The 19,961-nt window shown below is 73.6% G+C and carries 20 protein-coding genes; 13 read left to right on the top strand and 7 right to left on the bottom strand.

The window, feature by feature from the left end; translation table 11 throughout:
- The first annotated feature begins 95 nt into the window (after window positions 1-95).
- Complete coding sequence (locus tag JK361_RS04960; RefSeq protein ID WP_201814420.1) at window positions 96-1,097, top strand: zinc-dependent alcohol dehydrogenase family protein; 1,002 nt, start codon at window positions 96-98, stop codon at window positions 1,095-1,097.
- Window positions 1,098-1,165: 68 nt separating this feature from the next.
- Window positions 1,166-2,320, top strand: a complete 1,155-nt coding sequence (locus JK361_RS04955) for an ABC transporter ATP-binding protein (protein WP_201814419.1) — start codon at window positions 1,166-1,168, stop codon at window positions 2,318-2,320.
- A gap of 6 nt (window positions 2,321-2,326) precedes the next feature.
- Here the strand turns inward: JK361_RS04955 and JK361_RS04950 are convergent, their stop codons facing one another.
- From JK361_RS04950 to JK361_RS04935, 4 genes are all read right to left on the bottom strand, one after another.
- Window positions 2,327-3,265 carry an ABC transporter substrate-binding protein gene (locus JK361_RS04950; protein WP_201814418.1) on the bottom strand — a complete coding sequence of 313 codons (939 nt, stop codon included), beginning with the start codon at window positions 3,263-3,265 and terminating at the stop codon, window positions 2,327-2,329.
- On the bottom strand, window positions 3,262-3,933 hold the full coding sequence (locus JK361_RS04945) for an ABC transporter permease (protein WP_201814417.1): 672 nt from the start codon (window positions 3,931-3,933) through the stop codon (window positions 3,262-3,264). Before JK361_RS04945 ends, JK361_RS04950 begins: the two co-directional genes overlap by 4 nt.
- Window positions 3,930-4,610, bottom strand: a complete 681-nt coding sequence (locus JK361_RS04940) for an ABC transporter permease (RefSeq protein ID WP_201814416.1) — start codon at window positions 4,608-4,610, stop codon at window positions 3,930-3,932. Before JK361_RS04940 ends, JK361_RS04945 begins: the two co-directional genes overlap by 4 nt.
- 172 nt (window positions 4,611-4,782) lie before the next feature.
- A complete protein-coding gene (locus JK361_RS04935; RefSeq protein WP_201814415.1) occupies window positions 4,783-5,367 on the bottom strand; it encodes a TetR/AcrR family transcriptional regulator in 585 nt (194 codons plus the stop codon).
- A gap of 136 nt (window positions 5,368-5,503) precedes the next feature.
- Here JK361_RS04935 and JK361_RS04930 point away from each other — a divergent pair, with 136 nt between their 5' ends.
- From JK361_RS04930 to JK361_RS04920, 3 genes are all read left to right on the top strand, one after another.
- Window positions 5,504-6,361, top strand: a complete 858-nt coding sequence (locus tag JK361_RS04930) for an AAA family ATPase (protein WP_201814414.1) — start codon at window positions 5,504-5,506, stop codon at window positions 6,359-6,361.
- A complete protein-coding gene (locus JK361_RS04925) occupies window positions 6,358-7,710 on the top strand; it encodes a vWA domain-containing protein (RefSeq protein WP_201814413.1) in 1,353 nt (450 codons plus the stop codon). Before JK361_RS04930 ends, JK361_RS04925 begins: the two co-directional genes overlap by 4 nt.
- A gap of 506 nt (window positions 7,711-8,216) precedes the next feature.
- A complete protein-coding gene (locus JK361_RS04920) occupies window positions 8,217-9,194 on the top strand; it encodes a D-cysteine desulfhydrase family protein (RefSeq protein ID WP_201814412.1) in 978 nt (325 codons plus the stop codon).
- A 373-nt stretch (window positions 9,195-9,567) separates the two neighbouring features.
- Here the strand turns inward: JK361_RS04920 and JK361_RS04915 are convergent, their stop codons facing one another.
- A complete protein-coding gene (locus tag JK361_RS04915; RefSeq protein ID WP_201814411.1) occupies window positions 9,568-9,924 on the bottom strand; it encodes a cupin domain-containing protein in 357 nt (118 codons plus the stop codon).
- 326 nt (window positions 9,925-10,250) lie between these two features.
- On the opposite strand from JK361_RS04915, the gene JK361_RS04910 reads away from it, so the two are divergent.
- Window positions 10,251-10,850, top strand: coding sequence for an HD domain-containing protein (locus tag JK361_RS04910; RefSeq protein ID WP_201814410.1), 600 nt, complete (start codon window positions 10,251-10,253; stop codon window positions 10,848-10,850).
- A gap of 2 nt (window positions 10,851-10,852) precedes the next feature.
- A complete protein-coding gene (locus JK361_RS04905) occupies window positions 10,853-11,419 on the top strand; it encodes a GNAT family N-acetyltransferase (protein WP_201814409.1) in 567 nt (188 codons plus the stop codon).
- A gap of 7 nt (window positions 11,420-11,426) precedes the next feature.
- Here JK361_RS04905 and JK361_RS04900 read toward each other — a convergent pair whose 3' ends face one another.
- A complete protein-coding gene (locus JK361_RS04900) occupies window positions 11,427-12,659 on the bottom strand; it encodes a LysR family transcriptional regulator (RefSeq protein ID WP_307787167.1) in 1,233 nt (410 codons plus the stop codon).
- Between the two features lie 151 nt (window positions 12,660-12,810).
- Here JK361_RS04900 and JK361_RS04895 point away from each other — a divergent pair, with 151 nt between their 5' ends.
- From JK361_RS04895 to JK361_RS04875, 5 genes are all read left to right on the top strand, one after another.
- Window positions 12,811-13,506 (top strand): type 1 glutamine amidotransferase domain-containing protein, encoded by a 696-nt coding sequence (locus JK361_RS04895; protein ID WP_201814407.1) that lies wholly within the window; start codon window positions 12,811-12,813, stop codon window positions 13,504-13,506.
- 353 nt (window positions 13,507-13,859) lie between these two features.
- Complete coding sequence (locus JK361_RS04890) at window positions 13,860-14,393, top strand: hypothetical protein (RefSeq protein WP_201814406.1); 534 nt, start codon at window positions 13,860-13,862, stop codon at window positions 14,391-14,393.
- Window positions 14,394-14,456: 63 nt separating this feature from the next.
- The gene (locus JK361_RS04885; protein WP_201814405.1) at window positions 14,457-15,221 is read left to right on the top strand and encodes an RNA polymerase sigma factor; all 765 of its coding nucleotides are present in this window, start codon (window positions 14,457-14,459) and stop codon (window positions 15,219-15,221) included.
- On the top strand, window positions 15,218-15,559 hold the full coding sequence (locus tag JK361_RS04880; protein ID WP_201814404.1) for a hypothetical protein: 342 nt from the start codon (window positions 15,218-15,220) through the stop codon (window positions 15,557-15,559). Before JK361_RS04885 ends, JK361_RS04880 begins: the two co-directional genes overlap by 4 nt.
- Window positions 15,560-15,828: 269 nt before the next feature.
- Window positions 15,829-16,794 (top strand): pirin family protein, encoded by a 966-nt coding sequence (locus JK361_RS04875; RefSeq protein WP_201814403.1) that lies wholly within the window; start codon window positions 15,829-15,831, stop codon window positions 16,792-16,794.
- 341 nt (window positions 16,795-17,135) lie between these two features.
- Here the strand turns inward: JK361_RS04875 and JK361_RS04870 are convergent, their stop codons facing one another.
- Complete coding sequence (locus tag JK361_RS04870) at window positions 17,136-17,906, bottom strand: thioesterase II family protein (RefSeq protein ID WP_372448683.1); 771 nt, start codon at window positions 17,904-17,906, stop codon at window positions 17,136-17,138.
- A gap of 795 nt (window positions 17,907-18,701) precedes the next feature.
- Between JK361_RS04870 and JK361_RS04865 the strand changes: the two genes are divergently transcribed.
- On the top strand, window positions 18,702-19,925 hold the full coding sequence (locus JK361_RS04865) for an MFS transporter (protein WP_201814402.1): 1,224 nt from the start codon (window positions 18,702-18,704) through the stop codon (window positions 19,923-19,925).
- Window positions 19,926-19,961 lie beyond the last annotated feature (36 nt).

The following is a 19,961-nucleotide window of genomic DNA, read 5'->3' as shown; positions in this document are numbered from 1 at the left end:
CCCCACTCCGTAGTACGACTCTCTTCGTAGTTTGACAGTCATCGTACTTTGGCGCACAGTGTGAGTGATCACCGTGATGACGAGGGGGAGTTGACATGGCGAAGACGGTGCGGTTCCACGAGACCGGCGGGCCCGAGGTGCTGCGGCTGGAGGACGTGGAGCCGGGCGAGCCGGGTCCCGGCGAGGTGCTGCTGCGCATCGAGGCCATCGGCGTGAACCGGGCCGACGGACTGTTCCGCAGCGGCCGGTACATCGATCCGGTCAAGCGGTTCCCGGCCCGGCTCGGCAACGAGGCGGCGGGCGTGGTGGAGGCCGTCGGCCCCGGCGTGACCGCCGTCGCACCCGGGCAGCCGGTCAGTGTCGTCCCGAGCTTCTCGCACAACGACTACGGCGTGTACGCCGAACGCGCGCTCGTGCCCGCGTCCGCGCTGCTGCCCCGGTCCCCCGAGGTGGACCCGGTCGGCGGAGCGGCGGTGTGGATGCCCTATCTGACGGCGTACGGCGCGATGGTGGAGGTCGGCGGCATCCGGGCCGGTGACGTGGTCGTCGTGAACGCTGCCTCCAGCAGCCTCGGTCTCGCCGCGATCCAGACCGCGAACCGGCTCGGCGCCACGCCCGTCGCCGTCACCCGGACCCCCGCCAAGCGGGAGCGCCTGCTGGACGACGGCGCCGCCGAGGTGATCGTCTCCGACGAGGAGGACGTGGCCGGGCGGGTGCTGGAGCTGACCGGGGGCCGGGGCGCCGAGTCGGTCCTCGACGCCGTCGCGGGGCCGGGCGTGCTGGACCTCGGCAGGGCCGTGGCCGCCGGCGGAACGCTGCTGCTGTGGGGGATGCAGAGCGGCGAGCCCACCCCGTTTCCCGGGTTCGACCTGGGGATGCCCGCGCTGAACATGCGCACGTACACCGTGACCCGCGAGGTCCTGGCGATCCCCGAACGGATGCGACGCGCCGTCGCCTTCGTCGACTCCGGGCTGCGCACCGGCTCCCTGCGCCCGGTGGTCGACCGCACCTTCCCGCTGGAGGACGTCGTGGAGGCCCACCGGTACATGGAGGCGGGCGCTCAGTACGGCAAGATCGTGCTGACGGTGGGGCGGTGACCGCCCGGCTTCCGCCGGCCGGGGCACGGCGGGATGAGCCGCGGGGGGACCTGCCGTAGCGTGAGGGAATGATCCGGTTCGAGCAGGTCACCAAGCGGTACCCGGACGGTACGACGGCCGTGGACGACCTCTCCTTCGAGGTGTCGGAGGGGGAACTGGTCACCCTCGTCGGGCCGTCCGGATGCGGCAAGACGACGACCATGATGATGGTGAACCGGCTCATCGAGCCGACCTCCGGCCGGATCTTCGTCGGCGGTGAGGACATCGCGGCCGTGGACCCGGTGCGGCTGCGCCGCCGCATCGGCTACGTCATCCAGCAGGTCGGCCTCTTCCCCCACCGCACCGTCCTGGACAACACCGCGACCGTGCCCGCGCTGCTCGGCTGGAAGCGGGCGAAGGCCCGGGCCCGCGCGGCCGAGCTGCTGGACCTGGTGGGTCTGGACCCGAGGACGTACGGCCCCCGGTATCCGCAGCAGCTGTCGGGCGGGCAGCGGCAGCGGGTCGGCGTGGCCCGGGCGCTGGCCGCGGATCCACCGGTGCTGCTGATGGACGAGCCGTTCGGCGCGGTCGACCCGGTCGTGCGCGAGCAGCTCCAGGACGAGTTCCTGCGCATGCAGGCCGCGGTGCGCAAGACGGTGCTGCTGGTCACGCACGACATCGAGGAGGCCGTCCGGCTCGGCGACCGCATCGCCGTGTACGGGCAGGGCCGCATCGAGCAGTTCGACACGCCCGGCGCGGTGCTCGGGGCGCCCGCGACCGCTTACGTCGCCGGCTTCGTGGGCGCCGACCGGGGACTGAAGCGGCTGTCGGTGACCGAGATCGAGCCGGACGATCTGGAGCAGCCGCCCGTGGCCCGGGGGGACGAGCCCGCCGAGCGGGCCGCGCGGCGGCTGCGGGCCGAGGACGCGCGGTGGGCGGTGGTCCTGGACCCGGGCGGTGACCTGCGCGGCTGGGTCGGCATCGACGAGCTGGCGGCGGGCGGCACGGTCGGGGACCTCGTGCACCGGATGACCGCCTGGGTGCCGGTGGGCGCACCGCTGAAGCAGGCCTTCGGGGTAATGCTCCAGCACGACGCCGGGTGGGTCGCCGTACTGGACGGGGCACGGTTTTTGGGCGTGCTCACCCCGGCGAAGCTGCACGAGGCGCTGCGCCGCTCGGTGGACGCGGACGCGCGGGGTGTGACACGGGGGCAGGCCGGCTTCCACTCGGTGTCGGACGCCTGACGCGCATCACTTCAGCAGGCCCTTGTCCTTCAGGTACGTGCGGGCCACGTCGGCGGGCAGCCGGCGCCAGGCGTCGACCTGCTGGTTGAGCCGCGCCAGGTCCTTGGTCGTCAGGACGCCGTTGAGCCTGCCCAGCGCCCTGGCCACGCGCTCGCTGCCCGCGCGGGAGCGGTTGACGACCGGGACGACGTAGTCGGCGTTCTGCAGGTGCCTGTCGTCGGCGAGCAGGACCAGGCCGAACAGGTCGAGGGTGGCGTCCGTGGTGGTGGTCAGCACCATCTGGTCCCGGCCGTCCTGCACGGCCCGCTTGGCCTGGGTCGTGCCGACGCCCTTGGGGTCGACCCCGGTGATGTCGATGCCGTACACCTTCTTCAGGCCCGGCGCGCAGTACGGCCGTTGGACGCACTCGTCGCCGGCGGCGAGCCGCACCTTCAGCTTCGCGGCGCCCAGGTCGCCGAGGGTCTCGAGGCCGTGCCTTCGGGCGTAGCCGGCGCTGACCGCGAAGGCGTTCTGGTCGACCGCCCGGCCGGGTGGGAGGACCGTGAGGCCGCGGGGTGCGGCGAGTGTCCGCAGCGCCTTCATGGTGGCGTCGAGGTCGGGAGAGCCGACGGGCTTCGCGTCCGCGCCGTGGGTCTTGGCGTTGAGCCAGTCCGCGAACGTGGCCGCGTACTCCGGTACGACGTCGATCCGGCCCGATTCCAGGGCCGGTTCGTACAGCTCCCGGTTGGCGACCGTGAGGATCGACGTCCGGTAGCCGGCCCGGTTCAGCAGTTGCGCGTATATCTGGGCGAGCAGGTCGCTCTCGGTGAAGCCGGCCGATCCGATGGTCAGGTGGTGGCTGTCGCCGGGCGAGGCGGTGACCTGGCCCCTGTTCTCCAGGGAGGGGCCCGCGGTGCAGGCCGTGAGGGCGAGCAGCGCGGCCGCCGCCGCGGTGCGGCCCCTCACCGGCCGCCCCGGGCCCACTTCGGTGCCAGGCGTTCGGCGACCTCGAAGGCGGCCTCAACGAGCAGGGCGAACACCGCGACGAGGAGTGCGCCCGCCACCACCATGGGCGTGCTGGCCAGGTTGAATCCCGCCGTGATGATCCGGCCGAGGCCGCCGCCGCCCGCGAGCGCCGCGATGGTCGCGGTGGCGACGAGCTGGACGGCGGCGATCCGGACCCCGTTCAGCAGCAGCGGCAGCGAAAGCGGCAGCTCCACGCGGAACAACAGCTGCCGGCCGGTCATCCCCATGCCCCGGGCGGCCTGGACGACGCCGCGGTCGACCTCGCGCATGCCGACGTAGGCGTTGGTGAGCAGCGGCGGCACGGCGAACAGCACCAGGGCGACCACCGTGGGCCCCTCCCCCCACCTCCCGACGGGGGTCAGCAGGAGCAGCACCAGGACGGCGAAGGTGGGGACGGCCCGGCCGACGTTGGAGATGTTCACGGCGAGCGCGCCGCCCTTGCCGAGGTGGCCGAGGACGAGGGCGACGGGCAGGGCGATCAGACAGCTGAGGAGGAGGCAGACCACGGTGAGCACCAGGTGCTGGAGCAACCGGTGCCGGATGCCGTCCTCGCCCGGCCAGTGGGCGGGATCGGTGAGCCAGTCCCAGCTCGCGGCGAGGGTGCTCATGCCCGGTCCGCCCTGGCCCAGGGCGTGATCAGCCGCTGCACGCCCAGCAGGAGCAGGTCCGCGGCGACGGCGATCAGCACACACAGCACGGACGCGGTGAGCACCTGGGCCTTGAAGTAGGTGTTCATGCCCGAGTAGATGAGGTTGCCGAGCCCGCCGAAGCCGACGATCGCGCCGACCGTGACCAGGGAGACCGCCGAGACGGTGGCGATGCGCAGGCCGGCCATCGCGGCGGGCAGGGCGAGGGGCAGCTCCACGGTGAGCAGCAGGCGGACGGGACCGTGGCCGAGGCCCCGCGCGGCCTGCCGGGTCTCCTCGGGGACCGCGCGCAGGCCCGCGAGGAGGTTCCGCACGAGCAGGGTGAGGGAGTACAGCACCAGCCCGGCGACGACGAGGCCGGCCGAGAGGCCGTAGAGGGGCAGGAGCAGGGAGAACATCGCCAGCGACGGGATCGTGTAGAGGATCGTCGTGCCCGCGAGGACCGGACCGGCCACCCAGCGCCAGCGGCGGGCGAGCACCGCGAGCGGCAGCGCGATGATCAGGCCGATCAGGACCGACAGGAAGGTCAGCTGGAGGTGCTGGACCACCGCGTCGAACAGGACCTGCCGACGCGTGCTCAGATAGGCGCCGCAGATCCATTCGTTGCGCGCGAGGCAGTCGTCCGGGGGCGCGGTCACGGGTCCATTGCACCGGTCGGGCGAGCGGATCGGCGCGTTGTGGTGGCCCGTACGGGTAGGCGCGCCGGTCTCCCCCGCTCCTGCCGCCGTGCCGGTGAGGGGCGGTGGCGCCCCGGCGCCCGGGGTCTTCCGTCCGGATCGGGCCGAGCCCGGCATGATCCGGACGAGCGGTCTAGTGCACGCCGCCCGCGTCCAGCAGCGCGGTCACCGTCGCCGTGACGAGTCCGTCGTCCAGGCGCTCCACCCCGGCACCGGCCCGGGCACTGGCGCCGTCGAAGACGAGGACGAGCTGGCGGGCGAGCAGCTCGGGATCGCGGGCGCCGCCCTGCTCCGCCTCGGCGCGCAAGCGTGCCGCCAGACGCTCCTTGACCCCGCGGGCGACCACGCTCGCCGGATGCTCCGGGTCCTTCAGCTCGACCAGCACCGCCAGGTACGGGCAGCCGTGGAAGTCGGCGTCCCGGGAGGTCAGCGCCAGCTGTTCGAAGACGTACAGGATGCGCTCGCGCGGGGTGGCGGAGCCGGGGTCGGGGTGGGCGAGCCGGTCCTCGTACCCGGGGATGCGCCGCTCCAGGCTCGCGGCCAGCATCGCGTCCTTGCTGTCGAACAGCTGGTACATCGACCGCTTGGACACGCCGGCCGCCCGGCACAGCGCCTCGACGCCGACGGAGACGCCGTCCCGGTAGGAGAGCCGGGCGGCGGCGTCGAGCAGCCGGTCGCGCGGGGACGCCTTCGCCGACGCCTTCTCTGTGGTGGCCATACGGCGAGGGTACCGCGGCCGGACGGAACGGAAACCGATCGGTGTATACCGTGGCGCGAGTACTGAACAAGCGCTTAGATAGAGACTTGGATCTGCTCGCCCGTGGACTCTGCTCCCCGACCCGCCGGAGGCCCCGTTGTTCACGTCCGTCGACGACGTCTCCACCCGTCTCGCCGAGACCGGCTATCTCGCCTCCCCCGCCGTCGCCACGACCGTGTTCCTCGCCGCCCGGCTGGGCAAGCCGCTGCTGGTGGAGGGCCCCGCCGGAGTCGGCAAGACCGAGCTGGCCAAGGCCGTCGCCCAGGTGGCCGCGGCCCGGCTGGTACGGCTCCAGTGCTACGAGGGCGTCGACGAGTCCCGGGCCCTGTACGAGTGGAACCACGCCAAGCAGCTGCTGCGCATCAGCGCCGGCCGCGGCGAGAGCTGGGACGAGGCCCGCACCGACATCTTCAGCGAGGAGTTCCTGCTCCCCCGTCCCCTGCTGACCGCCATCCGCGGCGACGAGCCGACCGTGCTGCTCATCGACGAGACCGACAAGGCCGACATCGAGATGGAGGGGCTGCTGCTGGAGGTGCTCAGCGACTTCCAGGTGACGGTCCCGGAGCTGGGCACGGTCACCGCGACCCGCCGCCCGTTCGTCGTCCTCACCTCCAACGCCGGCCGGGAGCTGTCCGAGGCGCTGCGCCGCCGCTGCCTGTTCCTGCACATCGGGTTCCCGGAGGAGGAGCTGGAGCGACGCATCGTACGGCTGAAGGTGCCGGGCCTCGGCCAGGCGCTCACCGAGTCGGTGGTCCGGGTGGTGGGCGCGCTGCGCGCGATGGACCTCCGCAAGGCGCCGTCCGTCGCCGAGACCGTCGACTGGGCGCGCACCCTGCTGGCGCTGGGCGCCGACACCCTGGACGAGACCGTCGTACAGGACACCCTCGGGGTGATCCTCAAGCACCAGGACGACATCCAGAAGGCGGCGGCCAAGCTCGACCTGGACACGCTGTGACCGCCGTGGCCGACCGGATCACGGGTCTGGTCGGCGCGCTGCGCGCGCACGGGGTGCGGATCGGCACCGGGGAGAGCGTGGACGCGGCCCGCGCGGTGGAGGCGCTGGGCCTCGCGGACCGGGAGCTGCTGCGCGAGGGGCTGGCCGCGACGCTGCTGCACGGCCCCGGCCAACGCACCTTGTTCGACTCGGTCTTCGACCTCTACTTCCCGCGGGGTGTGGGCGGACCCCGGGAGGCGCCCGGGGACCGGGAGTCCCTGCGCGACCGGCTCGCGGAGGCGCTGGCCGCCGACGACCGGGCGCTGATGGGCCGGCTGGCGGCGGAGGCGGTGGACGGCCTGGGCGGATACGGGAGTTCACCGGGCTCGGACGGCTGGTCGGCCTACCAGACCCTGGACCGGCTGCGCCCGCAGACCCTGTTGGCCCGGGTCCGGGCCGACGTCCGGGGCCGGGAAGGCAGCGGCGCGGGGTTCGCCGACCGGCTGCTTGACGACGAGATCCGGGGCCGGATCGAGGAGTTCCGGCGGATGGTCGGGGCGGAGGCGCGGCGCCGGGTGGCGGAGCGGCGCGGGCGGGACGAGATCGCGCGGCGCGGTGTCCGGCCGACGGCCGACCGGGTCGACTTCCTGTTCGCCGACCGCGACCAGCTGACGGAGCTGCGCCGGGCCGTGGCGCCGCTGGCACGCAAGCTGGCCACCCGGCTCGCCGCGCGCCGCCGCCGGGCCGCGCGCGGCGCGATCGACCTGCGGCGCACCCTGCGCTCCTCGCTGTCCACGGGCGGGGTGCCGATGCGGCCGGTGCTGCGCCGGCGCCGGCCGGTCCGCCCCGAACTGGTGCTGCTGTGCGACGTGTCCGGCTCGGTGTCCGGCTTCTCGGACTTCACCATGCTCCTCGTGCAGGCCCTGCACGACCAGTTCGGCAAGGTCCGCGTGTTCGCCTTCGTCAACCGGCTCGACGAGGTGACCGGCCTGCTCGACCACGGCCGCGCCGACCCCGACGGGCTCAGCGCCCGGATCCGCGCCGAGGCCACGCTCACGGGCTGGCACGGCAGCAGCGACTACGGCGTGGCGCTGGGCGAGTTCGCCGAGCGGTACGGCGGTGCGGTCGGCCCGCGGACGACGGTGTTTGTGCTCGGGGACGCGCGGACGAACATGAGCGACCCGAACCTCCCCGCGGTACGCGAGATCGCGCGGCAGGCCCGGCGCGTCTACTGGCTGAACCCCGAGCCGCGCGACCGGTGGGGCACCGGCGACTCGGCCGCGCCCGCCTACGCCGACCTCGTCGAGATGCACGAGTGCCGCACGGCCCGCCAACTCAGCACGCTGGTCGCCCACCTGCTGCCGGTGTGACACGCCGGACGGCGGGGGGCCGGCCGTGATCGACCGGCCATGAGGCCGGGACCGCGGCCGTGATCGGCTGGCCGTTGAAGCGGGGTCGCGACGGCGAGTGACTGGACAGCAGGGCTGGCCCGCAGCCGTGATCGGCTGGCCACGTGGCCGGGACCGCGGCCGTGATCGACTGACCGTGAAGCCGGGACCACCGCCAGGATCGACTGATCGTGAGGCTCAGCTCGCGCCCGTGATCGACTGGTCATGTGGCCCGGCTCGCGACCGTGATCGACCGGTCATGTGGCCCGGCTCGCGACCGTGATCGACCGGTCATGTGGCCCGGCTCGCGACCGTGATCGACCGGTCATGTGGCCCGGCTCGCGACCGTGATCGACCGGTCATGTGGCCCGGCTCGCGACCGTGATCGACCGGTCATGTGGCCGGGGCCGCAGCTGTGATCGACTGGTCATGGCGCCGGGCGACCGCGCCGGACTCCGCCGGACGACCACCGAACCGAGGACCTCCCCATGAACCATCAGCCTCCCGTGCCGCTGGGCACCTTCCCCACCCCCGTCGAACCGGCGCCCCGGCTGGCCGCCGCGCTCGGGCTCGGGCCGGACGACCTCTGGGTGAAGCGGGACGACCTGACCGGTCTGGGCGGTGGCGGCAACAAGATCCGCAAGCTGGAGTGGACGCTGGGCGCGGCCCTCGCCGAGGGTGCCGACACGCTCGTGACGACCGGGGCGCCGCAGAGCAACCACGCCCGGCTGACCGCCGCCGCGGGCGCCCGGCTCGGCCTGGACGTCGTCCTCGTCCTGCGCGGCTCCCCGGGCGCCTCGCGCTCCGGGAACCTGGCACTGGACGGGCTGTTCGGGGCGCGCCTCGCCTGGGCCGGTGACGTGGACCAGACCGGGCTGGACGCGGCGGCCGCCGACGTCTGCGCACGCCTGCGGGCGGGCGGCGCGCGTCCGGCACCGATCCCGTTCGGCGGTTCCAGCACCCTGGGCGCCAGAGGCTACGCCCGCTGCGGCGCGGAACTGCGCGAGCAGCTTCCCGGCCTGCGCACGGCCGTGGTCGCGCTCGGCTCGGGCGGCACCATGGCCGGGCTGGTCGCGGCCCTGGGCAGCGGGTCGGTGCTCGGCGTGGACGTGGGCGCGCTGACCGACCCGGCCACGGCGGTGGCGGAGTTCGCCGCACCGCTCACGACGGAGGAGGTCGACGCGGAGGGGCTGCGGATCCGCCTGGACCAGGTGGGCGCCGGCTACGCGGCCCTGACCGGCCCGGTGTCGGAGGCGCTCCGCCTGGCCGCCCGCACCGAGGGCCTGGTCCTGGACCCGACCTACACGGGCCGGGCCATGGCCGGCCTCCGCGCGGCCGTCCGGGACGGCGACATCCGCCCGGGCGAGCGTACGGTCTTCGTCCACACCGGCGGACTGCCCGGCCTGTTCGGCCACGCGGCCGCGGTGACGTTCGCGGAGGAGGGGGCACGGACCTTCGGCGAGTGAGCCGAGCCGGCGTCCACCGGCACCGCCCGGCCCGGAAAGCCGCTCCGGCCCTGCCCACCGCGGGAAGCCACTGCGGGCTGCCCGCTTTGGGAAGCCGCTCCGGCCCTGCCGGGCCCGGGACTGCTCCTCGGCCCTGCCTACGTCGGGAAGCCGCTTCGGCCCTGCCCGCCCCGGGGAGCCGCTTCGGCCCTGCCCGCCCCTGGAAGCCGCTCCGGCCTGCCCGCCCCGGGGAGTCGCTGCCGCCTTGCCCGGCCCGGGTAGTCGCTCGGGCCGGGTGGGGCCCCGCGTCGCTCGCGCGGGGCGACCCGGACATGCCACCGGGCCGCGGTCGGTGCGGCCCGGTGGGGGAACCGGCGGACGGACCGCCGTACGGCTAACTCTTCGCGTACTCGTTCGCCATGGTCCCGGCGAAGTCGTAGACCACGACCGGCTCGTCGCCGACCACCCACGCGTCGTGGCCGGGCGGACACACGAAGACGTCGCCCGGGCCGACCTCGCTCTCCCCGCCGTCGTCCATGCGCAGGTGCATCCGTCCCTGCACCACGTATCCGTTGTGGTGGACCATGCAGCTCGCGGTTCCCGCGATCGGTGCCACGGACTCCGACCAGCGCCAGCCCGGCTCGAAGGTGCCGACCGCGAAGTCGAGCCCGGTCAGGTGGAGCGCTTCGAGGTGGCCGCGGGGGAAGTCGCGCCGTTCGTCCGGCTTGTCGACCGTCTTCACTTCCAGCATGACGGTGTCCTCCCTTCCGGCCGCTGACCGCGGCCGGGGCCGGCCTCCGTCCCCCGGCGGCCTCGGACGGCCCCGGCGTCGCGGCGGCGGCCGTGCCCCACGAGACCATCGTCGGCCTCGCTCCCCGGCGTCGCCATCCGGCGGCCGGGACAACGATGTCGGCGACGGGCCGCACTGTCGCCGCCGAATCCGTGGCGCACGATCGCCGTCGAACACCGTGACCATACGATTGCCGCGAACACCGTGACCGCACGATTGCCGCCGAACGCTGTGATCACACGATCGCCGCCGAACACCGTGATCGCGCCGGTGATTACCCTGGCACGATGACGGCCCACGACACCGCGTCGATCGCGACGGACGACATCACCGATCCGCCCCTGCGCCCCCTGCCCGGGCGGGCCGCTCTGCTGCTGGAGGAGGTCGACGCCCCGCCCCGGCTGGTGGCCCACCTCAGGGCCGTGCACGACGTCGCGGCCCGGCTCGTGGAGTGGGTACGACGGCACTGCCCGAGCCTGGAGTTCGACTCCGAGGCCGTGCTGTTCGGCGCCGCCACGCACGACATCGGCAAGGCACTGCACCCGGCGGAGCTGTCCGGTCCCGGCGCACGACACGAGGCGGCGGGACGGGAGTTGCTGCTGACCCACGGGGTGCCGGCCGGGCTCGCCCGCTTCGCCGGTACCCACGCGGCCTGGGCGACGCCCGGGATCGGTGTGGAGGACCTGCTGGTGAGCCTGGCCGACAAGGTCTGGAAGAACAAGCGGGTGGCGGACCTGGAGGACCTGGTGGTGGCCCGGCTGGCCGGTGCCGACGGGCGGCCGCGCTGGGAGTGGTTCATGGCGCTGGACGAGGCCCTCACGGCCATCGGGGACGGCGCCGACCGTAGGCTGGCCTACCAGATGTCCCACCCTCTCACCCGAAGGTGACCATGTTCGCGACCTCTCTCGGTGACGACGGCGCCGAGCTGTGCCCTCTCCAGCCGTGGCAGGCCGAGGAGTTCCTCGCCCACGTGGACCGGGGGCGGGAGTTCATCGGGCGGTTCAACGGGCTGCCGGACGTGGTCGAGGACGTGGCCGGCGCCCGGGCTTTCCTGGAGGCGTACGCCGGGAAGGAGGCGTCCGACACCGGACTCATCCGGGCGATCCGTCTCGACGGCACCCTCGTGGGCGCGGTGATCCTGCGCCGGCTGGACGTGCCGCAGGGTGCGGCGGAGGCGGGCTGCTGGCTGGAACCGGCCGCGGTGGGCCGGGGTCTGGTGACCCGGGCGACACGTCTGCTCATCGACTGGGCGGTCCGGGAGCGGGGCGTCCACCGGGTGGAGTGGTGGGTGTCGGCCGGCAACGCGCCCAGCATCGCGGTCGCGCGCCGGCTCGGCATGCGCAAGGAGGCCGTACTGCGGGAGAGTTACCTGTACCGGGGCGAGCGGCACGACGAGGAGATCTGGTCGGTGCTGGCACCGGAGTGGACGGCCGCCTCCGAGGCCGCCGCGGGCTGACGGCGGCCTACCAGCCGTGTGCCGCCCGCAGCAGCAGGGCGCGGACGCGGGCCACGTCGGGGTTGTCGGAGGCGCCTGGGCGCTGGACGAGGAAGCCGGTGTTGATCGGCGGGTCCTCCGGCTCCAGCAGCGCGACGAGCGCACCGGACTCCAGCGGTTCCTGGCAGAGATAGCGGGGCAGCACGCTGAACCCGGCGCCGGCGGCCACGGCCGCGAGGACCCCGCGCAGGTCGGGCACGGTCACGGCGGCGGTCCGGGACAGCCGCCGACCGAAGACGTGCCGCCAGTAGCGGCGGGCGATCGGCAGATCCTCGGCGTAGGTGACGAGCGGGACACCGTGCAGAACGGCGGGGTCGAAGAAACCCTGCGCGACCTCGGGGGCCTGCGGGGCGGGAGACTCGGCTTCGGGGGCCTGGGCGGCGGGGGGTTCGGCGGCCTGAGCGGCGAAGGGCTCGGGGGCCTGAGCGGCGAGCGGCTCGGGAGCCTGGGCGGCGAGGGGCTCGGGAGCCTGGGCGGCGAGGGGCTCGGGAGCCTGGGCGGCGAGGCGCCCGGGTTCGGGCTCACGCGTGCCGGGAGGGTCGGTGTCGGCGGGACCCTGCGAGGCCGGTCGCCCGGTCTCGCGGGCCTGCATGCCGGGAGGCTCGGCCCCGCCGGGCTCGGCGGGGTGGCCGTCCGCGGTGTCCCGTGCGCGCTGTCGTACTCCCAGCCGTTCGGCCCAGACCGGGGCGGCGACCAGGACGAACTCCTCGTCGGTCAGCGGTACGGCGTGCAGGGTGCGACCACGCGGGCGGGTGGTGGCGATCACCAGGTCGTGGCGCCCGGCACGCAGTTCGTCGAGCAGCGGATCGGTCAGCCCGGTCGCCACCCGCAGCCGTACGCCCTCGGCGACCAGCGGCGCCAGGGCCGGCAGGACGGTCGTGCACAGCAGCTCCGCCGGGCCGGCCAGGTGGACGGGCTCGGCGCGGGCCCCGGCCGGCGGCGTGGGGCCGGCGACGGCGGCCAGCTCGTCCAGGGGCGCGGCGATCCGGGCCGCCAGCTCGTCGGCCACCGAGGTCGGCGCGACCCCGCGCGGCAGCCGTTCGAACAGCTCCCGGCCGGTCTGCCGTTCCAGCGCGCGCATCTGCGTCGTCACCGTCGGCTGCGACAGCCCGAGCAGCCGGGCGGCGCCGGTGAAGGAGCCGGAGCGGTACACCGCGAGGAAGGTACGCAGCAGGTTCAGGTCGAGGGAAGCGGTCTCCACGGGACCGAGTATCACCCCGGCATGCCCTCCGCCATTCCCCGCGGACCCATAGGGGATCCGATGCGAGCCATACGATGCTTCATTGGTTGCCTATGGGTCGTCTCCCCTACGTTCGGTCTCGCAGACATTCGCTTTCCGAAGAGAGAACATCATGTCGAAGATCCTTTTCGTGATGACCGGCGCCGACCACTGGACGCTCGCCGACGGCACGGCGCACCCGACCGGCTTCTGGGCGGAGGAGGCCGTGGTCCCCTACCGCGCCCTCAAGGCCGCAGGGCACGAGGTCGTCGTCGCCACGCCGGGCGGAGTGGTGTCGCCGGTCGACCGGACGAGCCTGGCCGCCGAGGTCAACGGCGGTCGCGAGAGGGCCGACGAGATCGCCCGCGCGCTGGAGGAGATGACCGAGCTGCGGACGCCCGTGAAGCTCGCGGAGGTGGACCTCGACGACTTCGCCGCCGTGTTCTACCCGGGCGGGCACGGCCCCATGGAGGACCTGGCCGTGGACGTCGAGTCGGGTCGGCTGCTGGTCGCGGCGCTGGACTCCGGCAAGCCGCTGGCGGTGGTGTGCCACGGTCCGGCCGCGCTGCTCGCCGCCGTCCGCCCCGACGGCGCCAACGCCTTCGCCGGCTACCGCGCGGCGGCCTTCACCAACGACGAGGAGATCCAGGGCGGCCTCGCGGGACAGGCCAAGTGGCTGCTCCAGGACCGGCTGACGGAGGCGGGCGTCGACGTGCGGGCGGGCGAGCCGTGGGCGCCGCACGTGGTGGTGGACCGCAACCTGATCACCGGCCAGAACCCGGCCTCCTCGGCCCCGGTCGCCGAGGAACTGCTGAAGCGGCTGAGCTGACACACACCGGAGCGACGGGGCACCGGAGGGGGGCCGGGACGGTCACTCGCCCGGGGCAGGGGCTGTTGCCCGCCGGGGGGCAGGGCGGTCGCTCGCCCGGGGCAGGGGCTGTTGCTCGCCGGGGGCAGGGGTTGTTGCTCGTCCTGGACCCAGGGCGTCACTCGCCGGCAGCAGGGCGGTTCCAACCCGGGTTGGGCCCGGGGCGGTCGCTCGCCGGGGCGGGGAAAGCGGGGCGGCAGGCCGGGCGGAAAATAATTCCGCCGTCACCCGCAACCTCGTCCGGGGTCGGACGTCTGTCGGGGTGGAGGCCTCCACTTCGTCCGATTGTCCGACCCGAGCGACCGAAGGAACACATGTCCGCACACCGTGCCCCGCACCCGAACCGCACCCACCGGCTGCGCGCCGCGCTGGGGGTCTCCGCCGTAGGGGCGGCCCTGGCCGTCGCAGGCACACTGACCGCCCAGGCGGCGCAGGACGGCAGCCACGCCCCGGCCCCGGCCCGCTCCGCCACCCCCTCCCCGGTACCGTCCTCGCCCGGCTCCGCCACGCCGTCCCCGGTGCCGTCGTCGCCCAACTCCACCACCCCCTCCCCGGTGCCGTCGTCGCCCAACTCCGCCACCCCGTCCCCGGTGCCGTCCTCGCCCAACTCCGCCACCCCCTCCCCCGCGCCGTCCCCGCCCAACTCCGCCACCCCCTCCCCCGCGCCGTCCCCGCCCAACTCCGCCACCCCCTCCCCCGCTCCGGCCACTCCCGGCCAGGCCTCCCCGAGCCCGGTGCCGTCGACCGCCGCGCCCGCGCCCCGGCACCCGGCGCCCACGCCGGCCCGCCCGGCACCCGTACCGCACCACCGTCACGCCACGCCGGCGCCGGTTCCGCAGCAGCACTGAGGCAGGGCCGGTGCGGGGGAGCCGTCGCGCGGCGGCTCCCCCGCACCCGGCACCGGGAGATCCATGACGACAGCGACACCACCGGCGGCGGCCCTGCCCTGGGAGAGAGCCGGCACCCCGAAGCGCACGGCCCTGCCCTGGGAGAGAGCCGGCACCCCAAAGCGCACGGCCTTGCCTTGGGAGAGAGCCGGCACCCCGAAGCGCACCGCGTTCTGGCGGCGGTTCACCCCCACACCACGGTTCCACCTGCTCGCCCGCACCGGCGTCCCCACCGGTACGACACCGGCCGCGCCCGGCATCGAACCCCGCGCCGGCACCCGGCGGGCCGCCGACGCCGGACCCGCCCCGGGCATCGAGGAGCTGTACCACCACCGCCGGCTGTCCCTCGTGCGCCTGGCGGTGCTGCTGGTGGACGACCTGCCCACGGCCGAGGACGTCGTACAGGACGCCTTCACCGCGCTGTTCCGGCGGCACGGCCACCGGCTCGCGGCGCTGGACGACCCGGAGGCGTACCTGCGGACCAGTGTCGTCAACGCGGCCCGCTCGGTGCTGCGCCGCCGCAGGACCGTACGGGCGCACACGCCCGCGCCCGAGGAACACGCGCCGGCCCCGGAGGAGGACGTCCTGCTGCACGAGGACCACCGGGAGGTGCTGGCGGCGCTGGGCACGCTGACCCGGCGGCAGCGGGAGGTGCTGGTGCTGCGTTACTGGTCGCATCTGACCGAGGCCGAGATCGCGACGACGCTCGGGCTGTCCCGCGGTGCCGTCAAGTCCACGGCCAGCAGGGCACTGGACGCTCTCGGCCGACGTCTGGAGGGGCTGCAATGAACGAGTCGGGTACGGGAATCGCGGCGACACCGGTCGAGGAGCGGCTGCGGGCCGCCCTGGCCGCGCGTGCGCACGCCGTCGGCCCGTCCGACCTGCGGCCCCTGCGCCCGCCGGCCGCAGGGGTGCGGCCCCGGAGGGTGCTGGTGCGCCGCGCGGTGGTGGGCGTCCTGGCCCTGGCCGCCGTGGCCGCGCTGGTGTTCTTCACGATGCGCGGCGGCCAGCCCCGCCCGGCCGGACCGGCCCGCTCCCCGCATCTGCCGACCGGCACACCGTCCCCGGTCCCCAGCTCGGTACCCCCGTCCAGGGCCCAGCCCTCCCCGAGCGTGCCACAGCCATGAGCCGCTCCGGGGGGGGCGCAGCGCCCGGCCGGTCCATCGCCGGAACGCACCGCACGTCCCATCCCCGAACGCGCCCTATCCGATGCCGGACCATGCGACACACCCACCGCCGGACCACGCGGCACACCCGGTCCCGGACCAGGCGACACACCCGCCACCCCACCGGACAGCACACCCACCACCGGACCACGCGGCACACCCGCTGCCGGACCGGGTGACATGAGGGTTCGCGCGCCCCGGCCGGCTTCCGCACCGCTAGGTTGGGCGGCATGAGCAACCTTGACCGCGCGCCCGTGCCCAGTGTCTGCGGTGGCCGTGGATTCGTCGTCGCCGAACCGGTCCGCGAACTGCTGAGCCCCCGTCATGTGAAGCTGGGCGAGTCGACCGAGGTACGCCGTCTGCTGCCGAACCTCGGCCGTCGCATGATCGGCGCGTGGGCCTTCGTCGACCACTACGGCCCGGACGACATCGCCGACGAGCCCGGCATGCAGGTCCCCCCGCATCCGCACATCGGGCTACAGACGGTCAGCTGGCTGCACGAGGGCGAGGTGCTGCACCGCGACTCGACGGGCAGCCGGCAGACGATCGGGCCCCGGCAGCTGGGACTGATGACCTCGGGCCGCGCGATCAGCCACTCCGAGGAGAGCCCCCGCCCGCACGCCCGCCACCTGCACGGCGCCCAGCTCTGGGTCGCCCTGCCCGACGAGCACCGGCACACGGACCCGAAGTTCGAGTACCACCCGGACCTGCCCACGGTCACGGCGACGGGCCTGACCGCCACGGTGCTCCTCGGCAGCCTGGACGGCTCGGTCTCGCCCGGTACGACGTACACCCCGATCGTGGGGGCCGACCTCGCCCTGCGCCGCGGCACCGAGGCACGCCTTCCCCTCGAACCCGACTTCGAGTACGGCGTGTTGGCCATGTCCGGCGAGGTGCACGTGGACGGGGTGCCGGTGCTGCCCGGCTCGATGCTCTACCTCGGCTGCGGGCGCTCCGAACTACCGCTGCGCGCGGAGTCGGACGCCGGGTTCATGCTGCTGGGCGGCGAACCCTTCGCGGAGGAACTGATCATGTGGTGGAACTTCGTCGGACGCACCCAGGCGGAGATCGAACAGGCCCGCGAGGACTGGATGAAGGGGTCCCGGTTCGGGGAGGTAAAGGGCTACGACGGACTCCCGTTGCCAGCACCGGAACTGTCGACAGTACCCCTGAAACCTCGCGGATGGGTACGCTGACCTGGGAAAACACCGTTTCGCTACGGGCACGCCGGGAGCTGCCTGCGTGCTCCCCTCGCGGCGACCTCTCGGTACGCCGGGAGCTGCGGAGGTCACCGCGGCAGACGCCTCCATTGCTGCCCGTGATCCCAACGTGTGACCATCCGCGGGCAAGTTTGGCCGGAAGAATGCTGACTCAGTGCTGACTTTTCCGACGGGGCGTCAGCAGAGTTTGAGCCGGCGCCTTCTCTCCCGTGAGGCCGGCAGGGGGACACGGCTAGCGGACGGGGTCGTCTATCGAAGCCGCTATTGGAACCGATCGACTTCGCCACGGTGGCGACCCGGCCCGGGGGCCCGAGCCGCTATGGCCGGGACGCGCCGGTGGCGGACAGCAGCCGGTCGGAGATCTCGCGGGCGACCGCGTCGGTGTGCTGGTTCAGGTAGAAGTGGCCGCCGCCGTAGATCTTCAGGGCGAAGTCCCCGGTGGTGTGGGCGGTCCAGGACCGGGCCTCGTCGAGCGTCACCCGGGGGTCCTCGTCGCCGATGAGGGCGGTGACCGGACAGCTCAGGCCGGGGCCGGGGACGTAGCGGTAGGTCTCGATGGCCTTGTAGTCGCTGCGGAGCGCCGGCAGGACCATGTTCAGCAGCTCGGGATCCGCCAGCAACCGGGCGTCGGTGCCGCTGAGTTCCCGGACGTCGCGGACCAGGACGTCGTCGCCCTGCTGGTGCAGGAACTCCTCCCGGTGCTCGGAGGGGGCGCGCCGCCCGGAGGCGAACAGCGCGGCCGGGACGACGCCGTGCTCGTGTTCCAGGAGCCGGGCGACCTCGAAGCCGAGCGAGGCGCCCATGCTGTGTCCGAACACCGCGAGCGGACGGTCGGTCCACGGCAGCAGATGGGGGACGAGCCGGCGGGCCAGCTCGGGAAGGGAGTCGATGCAGGGCTCCCGGTGGCGGTCCTGGTGGCCGGGGTACTGGACGGCCAGGGCCTCGATTTCCGGGGCCAGAGCCGCCGAGAGCGGGTGGTAGTAGGTGGCACCGCCGCCGGCGTGCGGCAGGCAGACCAGCCGGACACGGGCCTCGGGGGACGGGTGGAAGCGCCGCATCCACGGGCCGTTGTGCTCGGGGGTGTTCAAGGTCCGCCACTCCTTTGCTTCTTCGCTTCGCCGCACCGGTTCTGATCGGCCGGGCGCGGACGGGGTGCGGAGAACGGCGTACGCCGCCGCGTCGTGGAGTGTACATTCCGCGCAAGACACCCGCTCGGCATTTAATGTGCGGCACGGCCATGGCCGTCCGGCCTCCCGGTGGCGACCCCTGAGAGCCCAACTGCAAACAATTGCACGTTATCACCGGCCGTTTTAGCGGCATCACCGCGTGTGATGTGAAACTTTTTGCAGATCATCCGGATGTGCAATTTCCTGCACCTCCCAGATCGCCGCTCCCCGCATCGCCTCCGCAGGTCAAGTGGGGCAAGTCGGCGCTGAGTTCCGCGTCACAATGCGGTCGACCCCCCAAGCTTGACTCCCTTAGTGAGCCGAGGCTAACTTCAGTGCTGTCGCAAACCGGCATCATCTTGCGGGGTTTACGGGGGAGCGAAACGGGGGTGGGGCATAGATGGGCCGCAGCGTGTCGACCGAGTCCACGTAACCTCAAAATCATGTGATCTCGGGTTTACCGACGGCACTTCTCACCGGTCGCGGATATCCCTTTTCGGTCCGTATCCGGATCATGCACAGAACTGTTCCGTAAACAGCCGGGGTGGCGCCGCCGTCCGGCCGCGCACGCACGCTCCCGCCCGGCTCCTGCCCCCCCTGCTGCCACCACCACAGCCAGCCACCAGCCCGATGGGATCCGAAAGAACATGCCCCCCAGAGTCCTCACCGGCATCGGCCCGCAGCATCGACCGTCAGCAGAGGAAAGGATCTAGCCAGATGCCGAACCGGATTCTGCTGCTGGCGCTGAGCCTGGGTGCGTTCAGCATCGGCACCGACGGCTTCGTGATCAGCGGCCTGCTCGACCGCATCGCCCGGGACTTCGACGTCACCACGTCCGTGGCCGGACAGCTGGTCACGGTCTTCGCGTTGCTGTACGCGATCAGCGCGCCGATCCTCGCGGCCATGACCGCCAAGGTGCGCCGCAAGCAGCTGCTGGTGGCCGCCTTGATCGCCTTCGTGGCGTCCAACCTGCTGGGCGCCGTCGCCCCCACCTACGAAGTCCTCATGGTCGCACGGGTGTTGGCCGCCTTCGGCGCCGCCCTGTACATCCCCTGCGGCATCGCGGTCACCGTCAGCGTCACCACGGAGGAGTGGCGCGGCCGGGCGATCGCCTTGGTGGCGGGCGGTATGTCCGCCGCCACCGCGCTCGGTGTCCCCATCGGCACACTGGTCGGCGCCATCGGCAGCTGGCGGATCACCCTGGTCCTGGTCGCGGCGATGGCGCTGCTGGCGACGGTCGTCCTGATGATGGCCCTGCCGGAGGTGCCGACCCCGCCGTCGGTCACCATCCGGGAGCGGCTCGGTGTGGCCGCGCACCCGCGGGTGCTGGCCGCCCTGCTGTCCAACGCGCTCGCGTGCGCCGGTGTGTTCACCATGTTCACCTACATCGCACCGCTGGCGATGAAGACCACGAAGGTCGACTCCACCGGAGTCAGCGTCTTCCTGCTGGTGTGGGGTGTCGCCGCGGTCGCCGGCAGCGCGGTGGGCGGCCGGGCCGCCGACCGCTGGGGCGGCGACCGCGCCTACTTCGGGTCCGCCGCGGTGTTGACCGTCGGGCTGCTGGTGCTCGCCCTGTTCACGCTCCCCACGCCGAGCGGATCCTGGGCCGGCCGCGGGCTGTTCGGGCTGATCCTCGCCGTCATCAGCGTCTCCTGCTGGTCGCTGCCCACCGGGCAGAACCACCGCATCGCGAGCCTGGACATCCCGGCGCCCACCGTCGCCCTCTCCCTCAACAGCTCCTCCACCTACCTGGGCATCGCCGCCGGCGGCGCCCTGGGCGGTGTGGCGACGGGCAGCGGTTCGATGACCGCGCTGACGCTTACCGCCACCGGCATCGAGGTGCTGGCGGTCATCGTGCTCGCGGTGGCCGCGGCCCTGTTCGCCCGCAAGCGCGCCGCCGACCCGCAGAGCGCGCAACCCGACCTGTCCGCCACCAACTGACCGCCGCAACCCGGCGGTCACGCCGAGCCACCATCG

Origin of the sequence: Streptomyces musisoli, assembly GCF_016741855.1 — a bacterium.
Lineage (GTDB): Bacteria > Actinomycetota > Actinomycetes > Streptomycetales > Streptomycetaceae > Streptomyces > Streptomyces musisoli.
This window is presented reverse-complemented; position numbering and strand designations above follow the sequence as displayed.

Bases quoted from the DNA above. Each gene is read 5' to 3' on its own strand.
- JK361_RS04895 (WP_201814407.1), top strand. From the start codon at position 12,811: ATGTCGAAGATCCTTTTCGTGATGACCGGCGCCGACCACTGGACGCTC.
- JK361_RS04875 (WP_201814403.1), top strand. From the start codon at position 15,829: ATGAGCAACCTTGACCGCGCGCCCGTGCCCAGTGTCTGCGGTGGCCGT.
- JK361_RS04865 (WP_201814402.1), top strand. From the start codon at position 18,702: ATGCCGAACCGGATTCTGCTGCTGGCGCTGAGCCTGGGTGCGTTCAGC.
- JK361_RS04945 (WP_201814417.1), bottom strand. From the start codon at position 3,933: ATGAGCACCCTCGCCGCGAGCTGGGACTGGCTCACCGATCCCGCCCAC.
- JK361_RS04910 (WP_201814410.1), top strand. From the start codon at position 10,251: ATGACGGCCCACGACACCGCGTCGATCGCGACGGACGACATCACCGAT.
- JK361_RS04885 (WP_201814405.1), top strand. From the start codon at position 14,457: ATGACGACAGCGACACCACCGGCGGCGGCCCTGCCCTGGGAGAGAGCC.
- JK361_RS04890 (WP_201814406.1), top strand. From the start codon at position 13,860: ATGTCCGCACACCGTGCCCCGCACCCGAACCGCACCCACCGGCTGCGC.
- JK361_RS04960 (WP_201814420.1), top strand. From the start codon at position 96: ATGGCGAAGACGGTGCGGTTCCACGAGACCGGCGGGCCCGAGGTGCTG.
- JK361_RS04905 (WP_201814409.1), top strand. From the start codon at position 10,853: ATGTTCGCGACCTCTCTCGGTGACGACGGCGCCGAGCTGTGCCCTCTC.
- JK361_RS04920 (WP_201814412.1), top strand. From the start codon at position 8,217: ATGAACCATCAGCCTCCCGTGCCGCTGGGCACCTTCCCCACCCCCGTC.
- JK361_RS04915 (WP_201814411.1), bottom strand. From the start codon at position 9,924: ATGCTGGAAGTGAAGACGGTCGACAAGCCGGACGAACGGCGCGACTTC.
- JK361_RS04880 (WP_201814404.1), top strand. From the start codon at position 15,218: ATGAACGAGTCGGGTACGGGAATCGCGGCGACACCGGTCGAGGAGCGG.
- JK361_RS04935 (WP_201814415.1), bottom strand. From the start codon at position 5,367: ATGGCCACCACAGAGAAGGCGTCGGCGAAGGCGTCCCCGCGCGACCGG.
- JK361_RS04955 (WP_201814419.1), top strand. From the start codon at position 1,166: ATGATCCGGTTCGAGCAGGTCACCAAGCGGTACCCGGACGGTACGACG.